At 57.3% G+C, this 17,845-nt stretch carries 14 protein-coding genes, 2 tRNA genes and 2 rRNA genes; 11 read left to right on the top strand and 7 right to left on the bottom strand.

The window, feature by feature from the left end; genetic code table 11:
* Positions 1-26 precede the first annotated feature (26 nt).
* From TSA66_RS05320 to TSA66_RS05335, 4 genes are all read left to right on the top strand, one after another.
* Complete coding sequence (locus TSA66_RS05320; protein WP_040039288.1) at positions 27-629, top strand: nucleotidyltransferase family protein; 603 nt, start codon at positions 27-29, stop codon at positions 627-629.
* A 76-nt stretch (positions 630-705) separates the two neighbouring features.
* A complete protein-coding gene (locus TSA66_RS05325; RefSeq protein WP_040039289.1) occupies positions 706-1,164 on the top strand; it encodes a DUF3429 domain-containing protein in 459 nt (152 codons plus the stop codon).
* Between the two features lie 21 nt (positions 1,165-1,185).
* Positions 1,186-2,991: a M61 family metallopeptidase gene (locus tag TSA66_RS05330; RefSeq protein ID WP_040039290.1), complete on the top strand. Its 1,806-nt coding sequence runs from the start codon at positions 1,186-1,188 to the stop codon at positions 2,989-2,991.
* Positions 2,992-3,079: 88 nt separating this feature from the next.
* Entirely contained in the window at positions 3,080-3,562 is a 483-nt protein-coding gene (locus tag TSA66_RS05335) for a hypothetical protein (protein ID WP_232429409.1), read from the top strand.
* A 1-nt stretch (position 3,563) separates the two neighbouring features.
* On the opposite strand, the gene trpC is transcribed toward TSA66_RS05335, so the two are convergent.
* The 6 genes from trpC to rpe form a co-directional block, all read right to left on the bottom strand.
* Complete coding sequence (trpC, locus tag TSA66_RS05340; RefSeq protein ID WP_040039291.1) at positions 3,564-4,364, bottom strand: indole-3-glycerol phosphate synthase TrpC; 801 nt, start codon at positions 4,362-4,364, stop codon at positions 3,564-3,566.
* Between the two features lie 6 nt (positions 4,365-4,370).
* On the bottom strand, positions 4,371-5,405 hold the full coding sequence (gene trpD / locus TSA66_RS05345; protein WP_040039292.1) for an anthranilate phosphoribosyltransferase: 1,035 nt from the start codon (positions 5,403-5,405) through the stop codon (positions 4,371-4,373).
* Between the two features lie 15 nt (positions 5,406-5,420).
* Complete coding sequence (locus tag TSA66_RS05350) at positions 5,421-5,984, bottom strand: aminodeoxychorismate/anthranilate synthase component II (protein WP_040039293.1); 564 nt, start codon at positions 5,982-5,984, stop codon at positions 5,421-5,423.
* A 1-nt stretch (position 5,985) separates the two neighbouring features.
* On the bottom strand, positions 5,986-7,482 hold the full coding sequence (gene trpE, locus TSA66_RS05355; RefSeq protein ID WP_040039294.1) for an anthranilate synthase component I: 1,497 nt from the start codon (positions 7,480-7,482) through the stop codon (positions 5,986-5,988).
* Between the two features lie 197 nt (positions 7,483-7,679).
* Positions 7,680-8,372: a phosphoglycolate phosphatase gene (locus tag TSA66_RS05360; protein ID WP_040039295.1), complete on the bottom strand. Its 693-nt coding sequence runs from the start codon at positions 8,370-8,372 to the stop codon at positions 7,680-7,682.
* Positions 8,369-9,034 carry a ribulose-phosphate 3-epimerase gene (gene rpe / locus TSA66_RS05365; protein ID WP_040042218.1) on the bottom strand — a complete coding sequence of 222 codons (666 nt, stop codon included), beginning with the start codon at positions 9,032-9,034 and terminating at the stop codon, positions 8,369-8,371. The genes TSA66_RS05360 and rpe overlap by 4 nt, the downstream gene beginning before the upstream one ends.
* A gap of 130 nt (positions 9,035-9,164) precedes the next feature.
* Between rpe and apaG the strand changes: the two genes are divergently transcribed.
* Positions 9,165-9,539 (top strand): Co2+/Mg2+ efflux protein ApaG, encoded by a 375-nt coding sequence (apaG, locus tag TSA66_RS05370; RefSeq protein WP_040042219.1) that lies wholly within the window; start codon positions 9,165-9,167, stop codon positions 9,537-9,539.
* Between the two features lie 203 nt (positions 9,540-9,742).
* Positions 9,743-10,870: a murein transglycosylase A gene (gene mltA, locus TSA66_RS05375; protein ID WP_232429410.1), complete on the top strand. Its 1,128-nt coding sequence runs from the start codon at positions 9,743-9,745 to the stop codon at positions 10,868-10,870.
* 6 nt (positions 10,871-10,876) lie between these two features.
* Here the strand turns inward: mltA and TSA66_RS05380 are convergent, their stop codons facing one another.
* Complete coding sequence (locus tag TSA66_RS05380; RefSeq protein WP_084199302.1) at positions 10,877-11,317, bottom strand: bacteriohemerythrin; 441 nt, start codon at positions 11,315-11,317, stop codon at positions 10,877-10,879.
* Positions 11,318-11,560: 243 nt separating this feature from the next.
* Between TSA66_RS05380 and TSA66_RS05385 the strand changes: the two genes are divergently transcribed.
* From TSA66_RS05385 to TSA66_RS05405, 5 genes are all read left to right on the top strand, one after another.
* On the top strand, positions 11,561-12,337 hold the full coding sequence (locus TSA66_RS05385) for an enoyl-CoA hydratase (RefSeq protein WP_040039296.1): 777 nt from the start codon (positions 11,561-11,563) through the stop codon (positions 12,335-12,337).
* Positions 12,338-12,827: 490 nt separating this feature from the next.
* Positions 12,828-14,358, top strand: a 16S ribosomal RNA gene (locus tag TSA66_RS05390).
* 63 nt (positions 14,359-14,421) lie between these two features.
* Positions 14,422-14,498: transfer RNA gene (locus tag TSA66_RS05395), tRNA-Ile, on the top strand.
* A gap of 10 nt (positions 14,499-14,508) precedes the next feature.
* Positions 14,509-14,584, top strand: a tRNA-Ala gene (locus tag TSA66_RS05400).
* Positions 14,585-14,857: 273 nt separating this feature from the next.
* Positions 14,858-17,733 (top strand): 23S ribosomal RNA (locus TSA66_RS05405).
* Together the 16S and 23S rRNA genes with 2 tRNA genes alongside form the textbook arrangement of a ribosomal RNA operon.
* Positions 17,734-17,845 lie beyond the last annotated feature (112 nt).

Here is a 17,845-nt window from a genome sequence, read left to right on the forward strand (position 1 = left end):
TAGACAGTCTTTCATCCGGCGGCGTCATGCACAACACTTGTCCTTCCTCGGTAACTGGCATCCTGCTCGCTGCCGGTTGCGGTTCCCGCTTCGATGCCAGCGGCCGGCAAGACAAGCTGTTGCAGATGCTTCCAACGGGCGATTCGGTGGTCGCCGCAAGCGCGAAAAATTTGCTAGCGGTGCTGCCCAGGGTGGTCGCCGTGGTGCGGCCGCAGGCGGAAGACGTCGCGACCTGCCTGCGCGCGCTCGGCTGCGAGGTCACGGTATGCGCGGCGGCCGGGCAGGGCATGGGGGCGTCGCTGGCGCATGCGCTGGCGCACGCCGCCGACGCTGCAGGCTGGCTGATCGCGCTGGGCGACATGCCATTCGTGCAACCGGAAACGCTGCAGAGACTGGCGGCATGTCTGGCGCAGGACGGCGGCATCGTCGCGCCGGTCTATCGCGGCCGGCGCGGCCATCCGGTCGGATTTGGGCGCCGCTATTTGCCGCATTTGCTCGACTTAGGCGGCGATCAGGGCGCACGCCGCCTGCTGCAGACATTTCCTGTCCACGAAATGGCAGTCGACGATGCCGGTGTGGTGCTGGATATCGATACGCCGGCGGACATCCCGGCGCAATGCCAGGCGTGACGGCGCAATCCGCTACACTATGGCTTTTGCAATCCGGCAAGTTTTCGGATGAAACTGGCCCCGCAGGCACCTGCCCATGAATAAACATTTCCTGAACAAACGTCTCTCCCATCTGCTCGGCTTTCTCGGCCTGATTCCTTTCGTGCTGCTCATGTTCGCTTGCTGGCTGGTGCACCCGAGCTGGTTGGGGGACTTCATCAAGGGGCAGTTGGCCTACGGTATTGCCATTCTTTCTTTTCTGGGGGGCATACATTGGGGCGCGGTCATGGTGTCCGGCGGCTTGACGATCGAACAAACCAAGCGGGCGCTGGTCTGGAGTGTGATGCCGGCGCTCATTGCGTGGTTCTCGACCATGCTTGGCGGCTTCGGCTTTGCGGTGCTCATGGTCGGCTTCATCGCTGCCTATCAGGTCGACAAGCGCCTGTTCGCGTGGTACGGCATGCCGGAGTGGTTGATCGGCTTGCGCTTCAACTTGACCTGCGTTGTGGTCGGCACATTGGCGCTGACAGTGATTGCCGCGAACGTCAGGGGATGACATTTTTTGGACGGACCGAGAATGAAAAACGCGATTCACTACACCATCGTCCCCAAGGACCCTGCCGCCCACCTGTTCGAGGTCACGCTCACTGTGGATGCGCCCGACCCGGACGGTCAGGTGTTCGCCCTGCCGGCCTGGATTCCAGGCAGCTACATGATCCGCGAATTCGCCCGCAACATTGTGCGTCTTGACGCGCAATCGGAAGGCGGGAAGGTGGCGCTCAAGAAGCTCGACAAGCATCGCTGGCAAGCCGCGCGGTGTCGGCGCCGTCTGGTGCTCACCTACGAAGTCTATGCATGGGACTTGTCGGTGCGCGCCGCCCACCTCGACCAGACGCACGGATTTTTCAACGGCACCAGCGTCTTTCTGCGGGTGCAGGGGCAGGATCACCTGCCGCACGTGGTTGATATTGAACGCCCCGACGGCGATGTCTACAAGGGATGGCGCGTAGCGACCGCGCTGCCGGAACTGAAGGCCAGGCGCTACGGCTTTGGTTCCTATGTCGCCACCAACTATGACGAACTGATCGACCATCCGGTCGAAATGGGCGCGTTCGAGCTGGCTACCTTCAAGGCGCACGGCGTGCCGCACGATATCGTCATCAGCGGGCGCGTGCCGAATTTCGACATGGCGCGCCTTTGTACCGACCTGAAAAAGGTGTGCGAAGCGCAGATCGCGTTGTTTGAACCGAAGACGAAGCGCGCGCCGATGGAGCGCTACGTGTTCATGACGATGGTGGTGGGCGACGGATACGGAGGGCTCGAGCATCGCGCCTCGACCGCGCTGATATGCTCGCGCGCCGACCTGCCGGTGCAGGGGCAGAAGGAGATGAGTGACGGCTACCGTGGCTATCTCGGGTTGTGCAGCCACGAATACTTCCACACTTGGAACGTCAAGCGCATCAAGCCGGCCACATTCGCGCCGTATGACTTGCAGCTGGAAGGCTACACCTCGCTGCTGTGGCTGTTCGAGGGCTTCACCAGCTACTACGACGACCTGATGCTGGTGCGCAGCGGCGTGATCGACGAGGCGGCGTATTTCAAACTGGTCGCGAAGACCATCAATGGCGTGCTGCGCGGCAGCGGGCGCACCAAGCAGAGCGTGGCCGAGTCGAGCTTCGACGCCTGGGTGAAGTATTACCGCCAGGACGAGAATGCGCCCAACGCTATCGTCAGCTACTACACCAAGGGTTCGCTGATCGGCCTGGCGCTTGACCTGACCATCCGCGCGCAGACCAATGGTAAAAAATCGCTCGACGACGTGATGCGCGCGCTGTGGCAGCGCTATGGCCGCGACTTCTATACCGGACCCGAGCATGGCGCGGGCGTGTCGGAGTCGGACGTGGAAGCGATCTTCGACGAGGTCAGCGGCTTGAAGCTCAAGCGTTTCTTCGACCGCTACGTGCGCGGCACCGACGATCCGCCCTTCGACAAGCTGCTGGCCGACTTCGGCATTGCCTTCAGCGACAAGCGCAAGGAAGCCAAGCCCGGCCTCGGCATTCGCGCCACACGCGATGGTAACGACTGCAAGATTGCCAATGTGTACGAAGGCGGCGCCGCCCATCAGGCCGGGATGTCGGCGGGCGACGTGCTCATTGCATTGGATGGGCTGCGCGTTTCCGCGAGCAATCTCGACACGCTGCTGGCGCGCTACCGCGCAGGCGATAAGGTGGCCCTGCACGCATTTCGCCGTGATGAATTGATGATGTTTTCCGCAACCTTGACGCAGGGAGATGCGCCGCAGATAACGCTCGCGGCGGAAGCCAAGCCGGCTGCCGCTGTCCGCAAGCGCGGCAATTGGCTGGCACTCAAGAAAGGCGGATGACCCGTTTCATGGCATAGGTCTTGCACACTCCATTGCCAGCAAGCCGGCCTCGTACCAAGGCCGGTGTAATGATGACTGCTACGGAGGGATGATGATGCGAGTTGGAGACAGTCTGATCGGGAAAATGCTGAGTTCCGGGGCCATCGCGGGCTTCACCACGGCGCTTGCTGCCAGCCTGGCTGGAAAACGTGAAGCGGGTTCTTATGCGGCGCCGCTGAATGCGACCAGTCATGTGTTCTGGGGCGACGAAGCGGCCCAGCATGACGAGGCATCGGCAAAATATACATTGACCGGCGTGGCGACCAACGTGGCCTCGGCCACATTTTGGGCGGCGATCTATGAAAAACTGTTTGGCCAGCAATCCGGCACGGAGCAATCGCTGCTCAAGCCCGTGCTGGGCGCGCTTGCCGTGACGGCCGGTGCTTATGTCACCGATTACTACTTGGTGCCAAAACGGTTGACCCCCGGTTATGAATTGCGTCTTTCCGGAAAATCGCTGGCGGCGATTTACGGCGCGCTTGCGGTGGGCTTGGCTGCGGGCGGCTTGATGAGCCGCCGCAGCCTGCCTTAATTCAGCCGAACAGGCGCTGCAGTTCGACGCCCGGTTCGGGCGCGCGCATGAAGGCTTCGCCGACCAGGAAGGCGTGCACGTCTGCATCGCGCATTGTCTTCACATCGTCCGGCGTCAAGATGCCGGATTCGGTGACGACCAGCTTGTCTGCAGGAATACGCGGCAGCAGGCCGATGGTGGTTTGCAGGGATGTCTCGAAGGTGCGCAGGTTGCGGTTGTTAATGCCCAGCAGCGGCGTTTTCAGTTTCAACGCTGCAGCCAGCTCATCGGCATCATGCACTTCGACCAGTACGTCCATGCCGAGCGCGTGGGCACACGCTTCCATTTCCGCCATCAAGCCATGGTCAAGCGCAGCGACGATCAGCAGGATACAGTCCGCGCCCCATGAACGCGCCTCGTAGACCTGGTACAGGTCGACCAGAAAATCCTTGCGCAACACGGGGATGTCACAGGCAGCGCGTGCCTGCTTCAGGTAGTCGGGGGCGCCCTGAAAGAATTGCACATCGGTCAGCACCGACAGGCAAGCCGCACCATGCTTTGCATAACTTTCGGCAATCTGCGCGGGCTGGAAGTCGTCGCGCAGGATGCCTTTGGACGGTGACGCCTTCTTGACTTCCGCAATCACGCCGGCCTGGCCTGCTGCGATCTTGCCGCGCAGGCTCGCTTCGAAGCCGCGCAGGTTCGTACGCAATTCTTTGTCGTTTTCGACATCGCGTCGCAGGCTGGCCAAATCGCGCACCTTCTTTGCTGCGGCGACTTCATTGGCCTTAACGTCGAGGATTTTTTTCAGAATATCGGACATGGTGAATCAGGCAGCGCCCAGTTGTTGCGTCACTTGCACGAATTGATCGAGCTTGGCGCGAGCAGCGCCGGAAGCGATCGATTCACGCGCCTTGGTCAGGCCATCGGCGATCGAGCCGACTGCGCCGGCCGCATACAATGCCGTGCCGGCATTAAGGACCACGATATCGCGCACCGGCCCCGGCTTGTTGCCGAGCGCTTCGAAGATTTTCTCTTTCGACTCCGCCGCGCCGGCCACCTTCAGGTTGCGGGTGGCAACCATTTGCAAGCCGAAATCTTCCGGATGGATTTCGTATTCACGCACCTCGCCGTTCACCAGTTCGCCCACCATGGTCGCGGCGCCCAGCGACACCTCATCCAGATTGTCGCGGCCCCAGACGACGACGGCACGCTGCGCGCCCAGGCGCTGCAACACGCGTACCTGGATGCCGACCAGATCCGGATGGAACACGCCCATCAGGATGTTCGGTGCGCCGGCCGGGTTGGTGAGCGGCCCGAGGATGTTGAAAATCGTACGCACGCCGAGTTCCTTGCGCACCGCCGCGGCATGCTTCATCGCCGCGTGGTGGTTCGGCGCGAACATGAAGCCGATGCCGGTTTCCTTGATCGATTGCGCGACCAGTTCAGGCTTGAGATTGATATTGGCACCCAGCGCTTCGAGCACATCGGCGCTGCCGGACGACGATGACACGCTGCGCCCGCCATGCTTCGCAACACGTGCCCCGGCAGCAGCGGCAACGAACATCGACGCCGTCGAGATATTGAAAGTATGCGCGCCGTCGCCGCCGGTGCCAACGATATCGAGCAAGCCGGAGGCATCCTTGAGCGGCACCTTGGTCGCGAACTCCCGCATCACCTGCGCTGCCGCCGCGATCTCGCCGATGGTTTCCTTCTTGACGCGCAAGCCCATCGTCAGCGCCGCGATCATCACCGGCGACATCTCGCCGCCCATGATCCTGCGAAACAGCGACAGCATCTCGTCGTGAAAAATTTCGCGGTGTTCGATGCAGCGTAACAGGGCTTCTTGCGGGGTAATCGGCATATCGGGTTCTCCGGATCAGGCGGTCAGGAAGTTATTCAGCAGCGCATGGCCATGCTCGGACAGGATCGATTCAGGGTGGAATTGCACGCCTTCGATCTGGAACTCCTTGTGGCGCACGCCCATGATTTCGCCGTCATCGGTCCAGGCAGTGATTTCCAGGCAGTCCGGCAGCGACTCGCGCTCGATCGCCAGCGAGTGATAGCGGATCACGGTGTACGGGCTCGGCAAATCCTTGAACACGCCAACGCCGGTATGCGTGATAACGGACGTCTTGCCATGCATGACTTGCTTGGCGCGGATCACCTTGCCGCCGAACGCCGCACCGATGCTCTGATGGCCGAGGCATACGCCAAGGATCGGCATCTTCCCGGCGAATTCCTTCAATACCGGCACCGACACGCCCGCTTCATGCGGTGTGCAAGGACCTGGCGAAATGCAGATGCGATCCGGTTTCATCGCCGCGATCTGCTCCAGCGTGATTTCGTCATTGCGGAACGTGCGCACCTCTTCACCAAGCTCGCCAAAGTACTGGACCAGGTTATAGGTGAAGGAGTCGTAGTTATCGATCATCAGCAACATGTCAGAGCTCCCCATCCAGTCCGTCTTGCACCTGCTCGGCCGCGCGCAGCACGGCGCGCGCCTTGTTTTCCGTTTCCTGCCATTCCATCTCGGGCACCGAATCGGCGACCACGCCGGCAGCAGCCTGCACATACAGCATGCCATCCTTGATCACGCCGGTACGAATCGCAATCGCCAGATCCATTTCGCCGCCGAACGACAGATAGCCGCAGGCGCCGCCGTAAATGCCGCGCTTGATCGGCTCCAGCTCGTCGATCAGTTCCATTGCGCGCACCTTCGGCGCACCGGACAGCGTGCCGGCCGGGAAGGTCGCCTTCAGCACGTCGAGGTTCGTCAGTTCCGGCTTCAGGATGCCTTCGACGTTCGACACGATGTGCTGCACATGCGAGTACTTTTCAATCACCAGCTTGTCGGTCACCTTCACGCTGCCGGTCTCGGCGATGCGTCCGATGTCGTTGCGCGCCAGGTCGATCAGCATCACGTGTTCGGCGATTTCCTTCGGATCGGCCAGCAATTCCTTGGCCAGCTGCGCATCCTTTTCCGGCGTGGCACCGCGCGGACGGGTGCCGGCCAGCGGACGGATCGTGACCTTCTTCTTGCCGTCGCCGGCCTGCTCGTTGCGCACCAAAATCTCCGGCGAAGCGCCGACGATCTGCATGTCGCCGAAGTTGTAGAAGTACATGTACGGCGACGGATTCAGGGAACGCAGCGCGCGGTAAAGCGACAAGGGCGAGTCGACATACGACTTCTTCAGGCGCTGGCCGACCTGCACCTGCATCAGGTCGCCGGCCATGATGTATTCCTTCGCCTTCTCGACCGCCTTCAGATAGTCTTCCTTTGCGAATTCGCGCACGGTCTCGGTGCGCACCGTCGCCGAGGTGACGGGCACGTCGACTGCGCGTCGCAGCATCGCGCGCAGATCCTTCAGTCGCTGGCGCGCTTTCGGATAGGCTTCCGGCTGGGTCGGATCGGCATACACGATCAGGTACAGCTTGCCGGACAAGTTGTCGATGACTGCCAGTTCTTCCGTGACCAGCAACTGAATTTCCGGCAGGCCGAGATCGTCCTTGGGCGCGGTGTGCGCCAGGCGCTTCTCGATATGGCGCACCGTGTCGTAACCGAAGTAGCCGGCAAGTCCGCCGCAGAAGCGCGGCATGCCTGGGCGTACCGCCGCCTTGTAGCGCGACTGGAATTGCGCGATGAATTCGAGCGGATTGCCTTCGTGCGTTTCGACGATGGTGCCATTCCTGACCACTTCGGTCTTGGTGCCGTAGCTGCGCATCAGGGTCGACGCCGGCAGGCCGATGAAGGAGTAGCGGCCGAAGCGCTCGCCGCCGACCACCGACTCAAGCAGGAAGGAGTTTTTTCCGCCGTTCTGGGTTTGCGCCAGTTTCAGGTAAAGCGTCAACGGCGTTTCGAGATCCGCAAATGCTTCGGCGATCAGCGGAATACGGTTGTAGCCTTGCGCGGCCAGCGATTTGAATTCGAGTTCAGTCATGTTTCTCTCCGGGCGCTATTGTAGAACGAGCGGGCAATAGCGGGGGGCATTGCACAAAAAACGTTGCCAACCTAATAAGGGTGGTCGGCGGCGATCAGGGGTTATTCAGCCCAGGATTGCCAGCGTCGCCACAGCCAGGCCTCAAACAGGCCCGGTGCGCACACTTTACGTTTTTTGCCGAGAAACATGCGTTTGTTTTATGCAGAAATAAGATGGGCTGCGTCAAGCAGCGTGGAAACTATACCATCCGAATCGACGTTATGTATAGGTTCGCCATGGTTGTACCCGTAAGGCACGTTCAGCACCTTGCAGCCGGCCGCGCGTGCCGCCTGCGCGTCATTGGATGAGTCGCCGATGGCAACTACCTGCGCTGGCTGCAGGCCGAAATCCTGGCACACTTTCAAGAGCGGATACGGGTCCGGCTTTTTCTTTGGCAGCGAATCGCCGCCGTACACGAGGTCGAAATACGGGCGCAGGCCCGCCTTGTCCAGCAGCGGAACGGCGAAGGAAATCGGCTTGTTCGTTACGCAGGCCAGGCGCAATCCCTTGCTTTTCAATGCTTCCAGCCCCTCGCGCACGCCCGGATACACGCTCGAATAATCGCCGTTAATCGCATGGTAGTGTTTTTCATACGACGCGAGCGCGGCCGGGAAATGCCGCTCCACCTCTTCCGGGCCATAGTCGACGCCCAATACGCGCCGCATCAGGTTTTCCGTCCCCTTGCCGACAAAATGCGTGATGGTGCCGATATCGAGCGGGTCGAGTGTCAGATCGGCGCGCATGCGATTGACTGCGACATGGAAATCCGGCGCAGTGTGCAACATCGTTCCATCCAGGTCGATGATCGCTGCGCGGATGCCGGAGAGAGTGAGTCGTTCGGGCGCGTTCATGCTTGCGCCAGCTGGCCGCGCATGGCGTCGATCACGGCCTTGTAATCAGGTTTGCCGAAAATCGCCGAGCCGGCGACGAACGTGTCCGCCCCGGCACGTGCTGCTGCCGCAATGTTCTCGACCTTGATGCCGCCGTCCACTTCCAGCATGATGTCTCGCCCGGAAGCGTCAATGCGCTGGCGCACTGCGGCAATCTTGTTTAATGCTTCGGGAATGAACGACTGCCCGCCAAAGCCGGGGTTGACCGACATGATGAGAATGATGTCGAGCTTGTCCATCACATGGTCGAGGTAATGCAGTGGCGTTGCCGGATTGAAGACGAGGCCTGCCTTGCAGCCGTGATCGCGGATCAGCTGCAGCGAGCGGTCGACGTGCTCGGATGCCTCGGGGTGGAAGGTAATGATATTGGCGCCGGCCTTGGCGAAGTCCGGAATGATGCGGTCCACTGGCTTGACCATCAGATGCACGTCGATCGGCACCTGCACATGGGGGCGGATTGCCTCGCACACCATCGGGCCAATGGTCAGGTTCGGGACATAATGATTGTCCATGACGTCGAAATGGATGATGTCGGCACCGGCGGCAACGACGTTGCGGACTTCTTCGCCCAGGCGGGCAAAATCGGCGGACAGGATGCTGGGAGCGATGCGGTAATTGGGCATGACAAGCAAAATGAATAAGGATGCGCTATTTTACCCGCTCGCCGGCCGGCCACGTGTTGCGCTACACCAGTAATCCCTGTGCCACGAGCCGCTAAAATCCGCCATATCAAAAGAGAAACAAGGAATGCCGATGGCTACCTATGAATTCACGGTTTCGGTCAAGACCCGTTATCTGGAAGAGCAATCCGAGCCAGAGCGTGCGCATTATGTATTTGCGTATACGATCACGATCAAAAATACCGGCAGCACCGCAGCCCAGTTGATTTCGCGCCATTGGGTCATCGTCGACGCCGTCAATCGCGTGCAGGAAGTGCACGGATTGGGCGTGGTCGGCCATCAGCCGCTCTTGCAGCCGGGCGAGCAGTTCGAATACACCAGCGGCACAACGCTCAACACGCCGCACGGCTCAATGTCGGGCAAATATTTTTGTGTGGCTGAGGATGGCGAGCAGTTCGAAGCAAAAATTCCGGAATTCATCTTGTCTCAGCCACGTACCTTGCATTAATGTTGCACATCATCCTTCGGCGGCACAGGTTTCTGTTGCGCCGGAGGCGAGGGTTTCCTCCCTGAGAACATCGTCCACCATACGATAAACACCAGCAAGAACAGTGCGACACCTGCTTCAAGCATCAACAGCCACATAGCTTTCCCTCAATGCCATTCATTCGCCCAAGTTTACTCGTATCGGCGGCCGCAGTCTTATTCGGCATGACCGCGTGCACCACCGTTCCGCCGGGACAGCCATGCAAGTGTCCGCCTGCAGCCCCGGCCATCACGCAGCCGGAGGGGCCGAAAGAGTTGCTGAAGCCAACCACATTCGCTGCGCTGCCCGGCTGGGGGAAAGATGACTTGCGCGATGCATGGGCTCCCTTCCTGGCTTCCTGCGCCGCGCTGGCCAAGAAGCCAGAATGGCGCGAACCGTGTGCGGTTGCGCGCGACGTCGATGCCGGCAAGGACAAGGCGATTCGCGCTTTCTTCGAAGCGTTTCTGGTGCCGCACCAAGTCATCAATCCGGATGGTAGCGATACCGGTCTCGTGACCGGCTACTATGAGCCTCTCTTGCGCGGCGCGCGCAAACGCGGCGGCCCTTACCAGATCCCGCTGCATCGCGCCCCCGAGGACATGCTGACCATCGATCTGACCGCGCTCTATCCCGAGTTGAAAAGCATGCGCCTGCGCGGACGCGTGGTTGGCAACAAGGTCGTGCCGTATCTGTCGCGCGCCGAGTTGACGCAGTCCGGCGTCTTGGCTGGCAAGGAGTTGCTGTGGGTGGACGACGCGATTGAAGCATTTTTCCTGCAAGTCCAGGGTTCCGGGCGCGTTCAGCTGGCCGACGCGAAGGAAACGGTACGCGTCGCCTATGCCGACCAGAACGGCTATCCTTACAAGTCGATCGGCCGTTATCTGGTTGATAAGGGCGAGATGTCGTTGGAGCAGGCATCCGCCCAAAACATCAAGACATGGTTTGTCGCCCACCCGGAACGTCGGCAAGAACTGTTGAATGCCAATCCGAGTTATGTGTTTTTCAAGGAAGAAAAAGTCATCGATCCGAGCAAGGGGCCGAAAGGCGCGCTCGGTATACCATTGACGCCCGAGCGCTCTATCGCGGTGGATGCGCAATTCATCCCGCTTGGTGCGCCTGTGTTTCTGGCGACAACCCAGCCTGGCACGGATACGCCATTGCAACGATTGACCATGGCGCAAGATACCGGCGGTGCGATTCGCAATGCCGTTCGCGCCGATTACTTCTGGGGCTTCGGTGCCGAGGCCGGTGAAAGAGCCGGCAAGATGAAGCAGCGCGCCACGATGTGGGTGCTGCTGCCGAAACTGCGCTGATCAGCGCTACCCAAGCGTTTCCCCTGCGGCGGCAGGATGGGGAATTCTTGCCGCTTGAGCCGCGAATGTTTGCATGCTGCGCGCCAGCGTCGCATCCATGGTCGAAATGTGGAAGGCAAACCATTGCGGCAGCAGTTCCCTGACCACCTCTCGACCCAAACCGAGTTCGCCATTCATCACGCGGCAATGCACGTTATGCAGCGCGCCGAGCACCCGCGCATGCTGTTCACGGTGGACTTTCAATGACTGGAAGTTGATTTCCTCCATCCATTGCTCTTCCGTTTCAAAAGCCTGTTCCATTTGTCGTACAAGAGCGCGAAATCCGTTATCGAATTCATGATCGTGCGCGCTTGCCAGCGTGTCGATCGTCACAAACAAGTCGTAGTGCAATTGATCCAACATGGGCATGCCGAGGCACTCGTCGGGTGGCCAAGTACTATGTAACATCGTCGACCCTCCGGTAGATGAATATGGCAGGAAATGGGATTGCAGCCTTTTGATACAGAGTGAAAAGAGCGGGACGGCGCGTTGGTTGTTTGATCAAATCATGCTACTTGTTCAGCTTAGGGCACGTTTGAGATGGCTCAAGCGCCGACTGGCATTACGTTTTGACACTCAAGCTCGGCATGTCAGCCTCATATTTTCGAGGCGGTACAATGCATGCTTACCTTTTTGTCTAGGAGCGTAAAAATGGCGTATGAAAATATCTTGGTCGAAACTCATGAAAAGGTAGGGGTCATTCAATTGAACCGCCCCAAGGCATTGAATGCGTTGAACGATCAGTTGATGGACGAATTGGGTGACGCATTGTTGAAGTTCGACTCGGACGACAATATTGGTTGCATTGTCATTACCGGGAGCGAAAAAGCATTTGCTGCCGGCGCGGATATTGGCGCCATGGCTAACTATACGTTCATGGATGTCTACAAGAGCGGCTACATTACGCGCAACTGGGAACAGATCAGGCAGGTGCGTAAGCCTGTCATTGCGGCCGTGGCGGGATATGCGCTTGGTGGCGGATGCGAGTTGGCGATGATGTGCGATTTCATCATCGCTGCCGACACCGCGAAGTTCGGCCAGCCGGAGGTTAAGTTGGGGACCATGCCAGGTGCCGGCGGCACACAGCGACTTCCGCGAGCAGTTTCCAAGTCGAAGGCAATGGATCTTTGCCTAACCGCACGAATGATGGATGCCGCAGAAGCTGAGCGGGCAGGGTTAGTCTCGCGCATTGTTGCTGCCGACAAACTGATAGAAGAAGCAATGAGGGCTGCCAAGACCATCGCCAGCATGTCATTGCCTGTGATTATGATGATCAAGGAATCGGTCAATCGGGCGTATGAAACAACATTGGCGGAAGGCATTCAGTACGAACGACGTTTGTTCCATAGCACATTTGCTACCGAGGATCAGAAAGAGGGCATGGCTGCGTTCATCGAAAAGCGCTTGCCAAGCTTCCGCAACAACTGAGAGGAAATGAGCGAGAGCGATCAACGTCAACGGTCTCCGGGTTTTTAGCAGGGTCGTTGACGGAATCGAGAAAGGCGGTCATAATCTCGCCTCTTTGCTGCCGACGGACAAAACGATTCGTTAGCAAATTGCGAAACTGAAAAGTCTTGCAAAAAGAAGCGGTTAGCAATAACTGCTCGCAAACAAGGCAAAGAAAAAGCGCTTGACGCAAACGATAAAACGCTTCATAATCTCGTTTCTCTGCTGCTGACAAACAAAACGCTATGTCAGCGAGTCGCAAAAGCGACGGCAATATAAGTTCTTTAACAAATAACAGCCGATAAGTGTGGGCGCTTGGTGGCAGTGCGGCGGCGACGGAAGTTGCCGAAGCTCAAAGCATATCAAGTGCTCACAAAGAAATACAGGTAAGTTCGCAAGAACGGACCTAGTCAGTATTTTGAGTGAGCGACGGTTCTACGGAACCTGCCAGAGATGGCACAAAACAGGAATTAAACTGAAGAGTTTGATCCTGGCTCAGATTGAACGCTGGCGGCATGCCTTACACATGCAAGTCGAACGGCAGCGCGGGAGCAATCCTGGCGGCGAGTGGCGAACGGGTGAGTAATATATCGGAACGTGCCTTAGAGTGGGGGATAACTAGTCGAAAGACTAGCTAATACCGCATACGACCTACGGGTGAAAGTGGGGGATCGCAAGACCTCATGCTCTTAGAGCGGCCGATATCTGATTAGCTAGTTGGTGGGGTAAAAGCCTACCAAGGCGACGATCAGTAGCTGGTCTGAGAGGACGACCAGCCACACTGGGACTGAGACACGGCCCAGACTCCTACGGGAGGCAGCAGTGGGGAATTTTGGACAATGGGGGCAACCCTGATCCAGCAATGCCGCGTGTGTGAAGAAGGCCTTCGGGTTGTAAAGCACTTTTGTTCGGGAAGAAATCCCTTGGGCTAATACCCCGGGGGGATGACGGTACCGGAAGAATAAGCACCGGCTAACTACGTGCCAGCAGCCGCGGTAATACGTAGGGTGCAAGCGTTAATCGGAATTACTGGGCGTAAAGCGTGCGCAGGCGGTTGTGCAAGACAGATGTGAAATCCCCGGGCTTAACCTGGGAACTGCATTTGTGACTGCACGGCTAGAGTGTGTCAGAGGGGGGTAGAATTCCACGTGTAGCAGTGAAATGCGTAGATATGTGGAGGAATACCGATGGCGAAGGCAGCCCCCTGGGATAACACTGACGCTCATGCACGAAAGCGTGGGGAGCAAACAGGATTAGATACCCTGGTAGTCCACGCCCTAAACGATGTCAACTAGTTGTCGGGTCTTAATTGACTTGGTAACGCAGCTAACGCGTGAAGTTGACCGCCTGGGGAGTACGGTCGCAAGATTAAAACTCAAAGGAATTGACGGGGACCCGCACAAGCGGTGGATGATGTGGATTAATTCGATGCAACGCGAAAAACCTTACCTACCCTTGACATGGAAGGAATCCTCGAGAGATCGGGGAGTGCCCGAAAGGGAGCCTTCACACAGGTGCTGCATGGCTGTCGTCAGCTCGTGTCGTGAGATGTTGGGTTAAGTCCCGCAACGAGCGCAACCCTTGTCATTAGTTGCTACGAAAGGGCACTCTAATGAGACTGCCGGTGACAAACCGGAGGAAGGTGGGGATGACGTCAAGTCCTCATGGCCCTTATGGGTAGGGCTTCACACGTCATACAATGGTACATACAGAGGGCTGCCAACCCGCGAGGGGGAGCTAATCCCAGAAAGTGTATCGTAGTCCGGATTGTAGTCTGCAACTCGACTACATGAAGTTGGAATCGCTAGTAATCGCGGATCAGCATGTCGCGGTGAATACGTTCCCGGGTCTTGTACACACCGCCCGTCACACCATGGGAGCGGGTTTTACCAGAAGTAGGTAGCCTAACCGCAAGGAGGGCGCTTACCACGGTAGGATTCGTGACTGGGGTGAAGTCGTAACAAGGTAGCCGTATCGGAAGGTGCGGCTGGATCACCTCCTTTCTAGAGTATTCGCACGAAAATCAAGCGTTCACACTTATCGGTGTGTTATTCGAGAACAGCAATGGGTCTGTAGCTCAGCTGGTTAGAGCACCGTGTTGATAACGCGGGGGTCGTTGGTTCGAGCCCAACTAGACCCACCATCAAGGTTTCGGGGGTTTAGCTCAGCTGGGAGAGCACCTGCTTTGCAAGCAGGGGGTCGTCGGTTCGATCCCGTCAACCTCCACCAAGACATCAAACCTAAGTCATCGCTTCGATGGCGACGTGATTTAGGTTTGATCTTTTAGATCATTGGCTGTTTTTGTTCTTTAACAATCTGGAAGAAGTAGTAAAGATTTATCAGTTGGAGCTGATGCGTTGTGATGACGTGTTGGTGAAGACTGGTGGGTTGTGATTGTATCAATCAATAGTATGAAAGAGTTCTCGTAACAACGAGAGTCTGGAATACGGCACGCAAACTCAAGCTCTATAGCGTTTCTCGCAAGAGAAGCTAACGTTATAGGGACAAGCGAATAAGTGCACATGGTGGATGCCTTGGCGATATCAGGCGATGAAGGACGTTGTAGCCTGCGATAAGCTGCGGGGAGCTGGCAAACAAGCTTTGATCCGCAGATTTCCGAATGGGGAAACCCGGCCCTTTGGGTCATCTCACACTGAATACATAGGTGTGTGAAGCGAACGTGGCGAACTGAAACATCTAAGTAGCTACAGGAAAAGAAATCAACCGAGATTCCCAAAGTAGTGGCGAGCGAAATGGGAACAGCCTGCAAGATTTAGCAGTCGAGATAGCAAAATGCTCTGGAAAGTGCAGCCATAGCGGGTGATAGCCCCGTATGCGAAATCTGGATTGTGGAACTAAGCTTGCGACAAGTAGGGCGGGGCACGTGAAACCCTGTCTGAACATGGGGGGACCATCCTCCAAGGCTAAATACTCGATATCGACCGATAGTGAACCAGTACCGTGAGGGAAAGGCGAAAAGAACCCCGGAAGGGGAGTGAAATAGATCCTGAAACCGTGTGCATACAAACAGTAGGAGCCTCGCAAGGGGTGACTGCGTACCTTTTGTATAATGGGTCAGCGACTTACATTCAGTGGCAAGCTTAACCGTGTAGGGAAGGCGTAGCGAAAGCGAGTCCGAATAGGGCGTTCAGTCGCTGGGTGTAGACCCGAAACCAGATGATCTATCCATGGCCAGGATGAAGGTGCGGTAACACGCACTGGAGGTCCGAACCCACTAGTGTTGAAAAACTAGGGGATGAGCTGTGGATAGGGGTGAAAGGCTAAACAAATCTGGAAATAGCTGGTTCTCTCCGAAAACTATTTAGGTAGTGCCTCAAGTATCACCATCGGGGGTAGAGCACTGTTATGGCTAGGGGGTCATCGCGACTTACCAAACCATTGCAAACTCCGAATACCGATGAGTGCGAGCTTGGGAGACAGACGCCGGGTGCTAACGTCCGACGTCAAGAGGGAAACAACCCAGACCGCCAGCTAAGGTCCCCAAGATTGGCTAAGTGGAAAACGAAGTGGGAAGGCTAAAACAGTCAGGAGGTTGGCTTAGAAGCAGCCATCCTTTAAAGAAAGCGTAATAGCTCACTGATCGAGTCGTCCTGCGCGGAAGATGTAACGGGGCTAAGCCAGTCACCGAAGCTGCGGATCTGCAGTAATGCAGATGGTAGGAGAGCGTTCTGTAAGCCTGCGAAGGTGTCTTGTAAAGGATGCTGGAGGTATCAGAAGTGCGAATGCTGACATGAGTAGCGATAATGCGGGTGAAAAGCCCGCACGCCGTAAGCCCAAGGTTTCCTGTTCAACGTTCATCGGAGCAGGGTGAGTCGGCCCCTAAGGCGAGGCAGAGATGCGTAGCTGATGGGAAGCAGGTTAATATTCCTGCACCGTCGTGTGATGCGATGGGGGGACGGATCGCGGAAGGTTGTCCGGGTGTTGGATGTCCCGGTTCCTAACTCAAAGAAGGCCAGTAGGCAAATCCGCTGGCGTAATTCAAGGGGTTGGGACGAGCGGCTTTATGCCGCGAAGCAATCGGAAGTGGTTCCAAGAAAAGCCTCTAAGCTTCAGTCATACGAGACCGTACCGCAAACCGACACAGGTGGGCGAGATGAGTATTCTAAGGCGCTTGAGAGAACTCGGGAGAAGGAACTCGGCAAATTGGTACCGTAACTTCGGGATAAGGTACGCCCTTGTAGCTTGACTGGCCTGCGCCAGGAGGGTGAAGGGGTTGCAATAAACTGGTGGCTGCGACTGTTTAATAAAAACACAGCACTCTGCAAACACGAAAGTGGACGTATAGGGTGTGACGCCTGCCCGGTGCTGGAAGATTAAATGATGGGGTGCAAGCTCTTGATTGAAGTCCCAGTAAACGGCGGCCGTAACTATAACGGTCCTAAGGTAGCGAAATTCCTTGTCGGGTAAGTTCCGACCTGCACGAATGGCGTAACGATGGCCACACTGTCTCCTCCCGAGACTCAGCGAAGTTGAAGTGTTTGTGATGATGCAATCTACCCGCGGCTAGACGGAAAGACCCCATGAACCTTTACTGTAGCTTTGCATTGGACTTTGAACCAATCTGTGTAGGATAGGTGGGAGGCTTTGAAGCGGTGACGCCAGTTGCCGTGGAGCCAACCTTGAAATACCACCCTGGTTTGTTTGAGGTTCTAACCTTGGCCCGTTATCCGGGTCGGGGACAGTGCATGGTAGGCAGTTTGACTGGGGCGGTCTCCTCCCAAAGTGTAACGGAGGAGTTCGAAGGTACGCTAGGTACGGTCGGACATCGTGCTAATAGTGCAATGGCATAAGCGTGCTTAACTGCGAGACTGACAAGTCGAGCAGGTACGAAAGTAGGACATAGTGATCCGGTGGTTCTGTATGGAAGGGCCATCGCTCAACGGATAAAAGGTACTCTGGGGATAACAGGCTGATTCCTCCCAAGAGTTCATATCGACGGGGGAGTTTGGCACCTCGATGTCGGCTCATCACATCCTGGGGCTGTAGCCGGTCCCAAGGGTATGGCTGTTCGCCATTTAAAGTGGTACGTGAGCTGGGTTTAAAACGTCGTGAGACAGTTTGGTCCCTATCTGCCGTGGGCGTTGGAAGTTTGAGGGGGGCTGCTCCTAGTACGAGAGGACCGGAGTGGACGAACCTCTGGTGTACCGGTTGTCACGCCAGTGGCATTGCCGGGTAGCTAAGTTCGGAAGAGATAACCGCTGAAAGCATCTAAGCGGGAAACTTGCCTCAAGATGAGACTTCCCGGGAACTTGATTCCCCTAAAGGGTCGTTCGAGACCAGGACGTTGATAGGTCAGGTGTGGAAGCGCAGTAATGCGTTAAGCTAACTGATACTAATTGCCCGTGCGGCTTGTCCCTATAACCTTAGCAGGTATAGGCAAGAGTAGCGTGTGACTCGATTGAGCATCACACCCGCCAATATATGTAGTACCCCTACTGCTTCTTCCCAGATTGCGTTGTTTGATGCGCC

The organism is Noviherbaspirillum autotrophicum, assembly GCF_000818395.1.
In the GTDB taxonomy this organism is placed as follows: domain Bacteria; phylum Pseudomonadota; class Gammaproteobacteria; order Burkholderiales; family Burkholderiaceae_D; genus Noviherbaspirillum; species Noviherbaspirillum autotrophicum.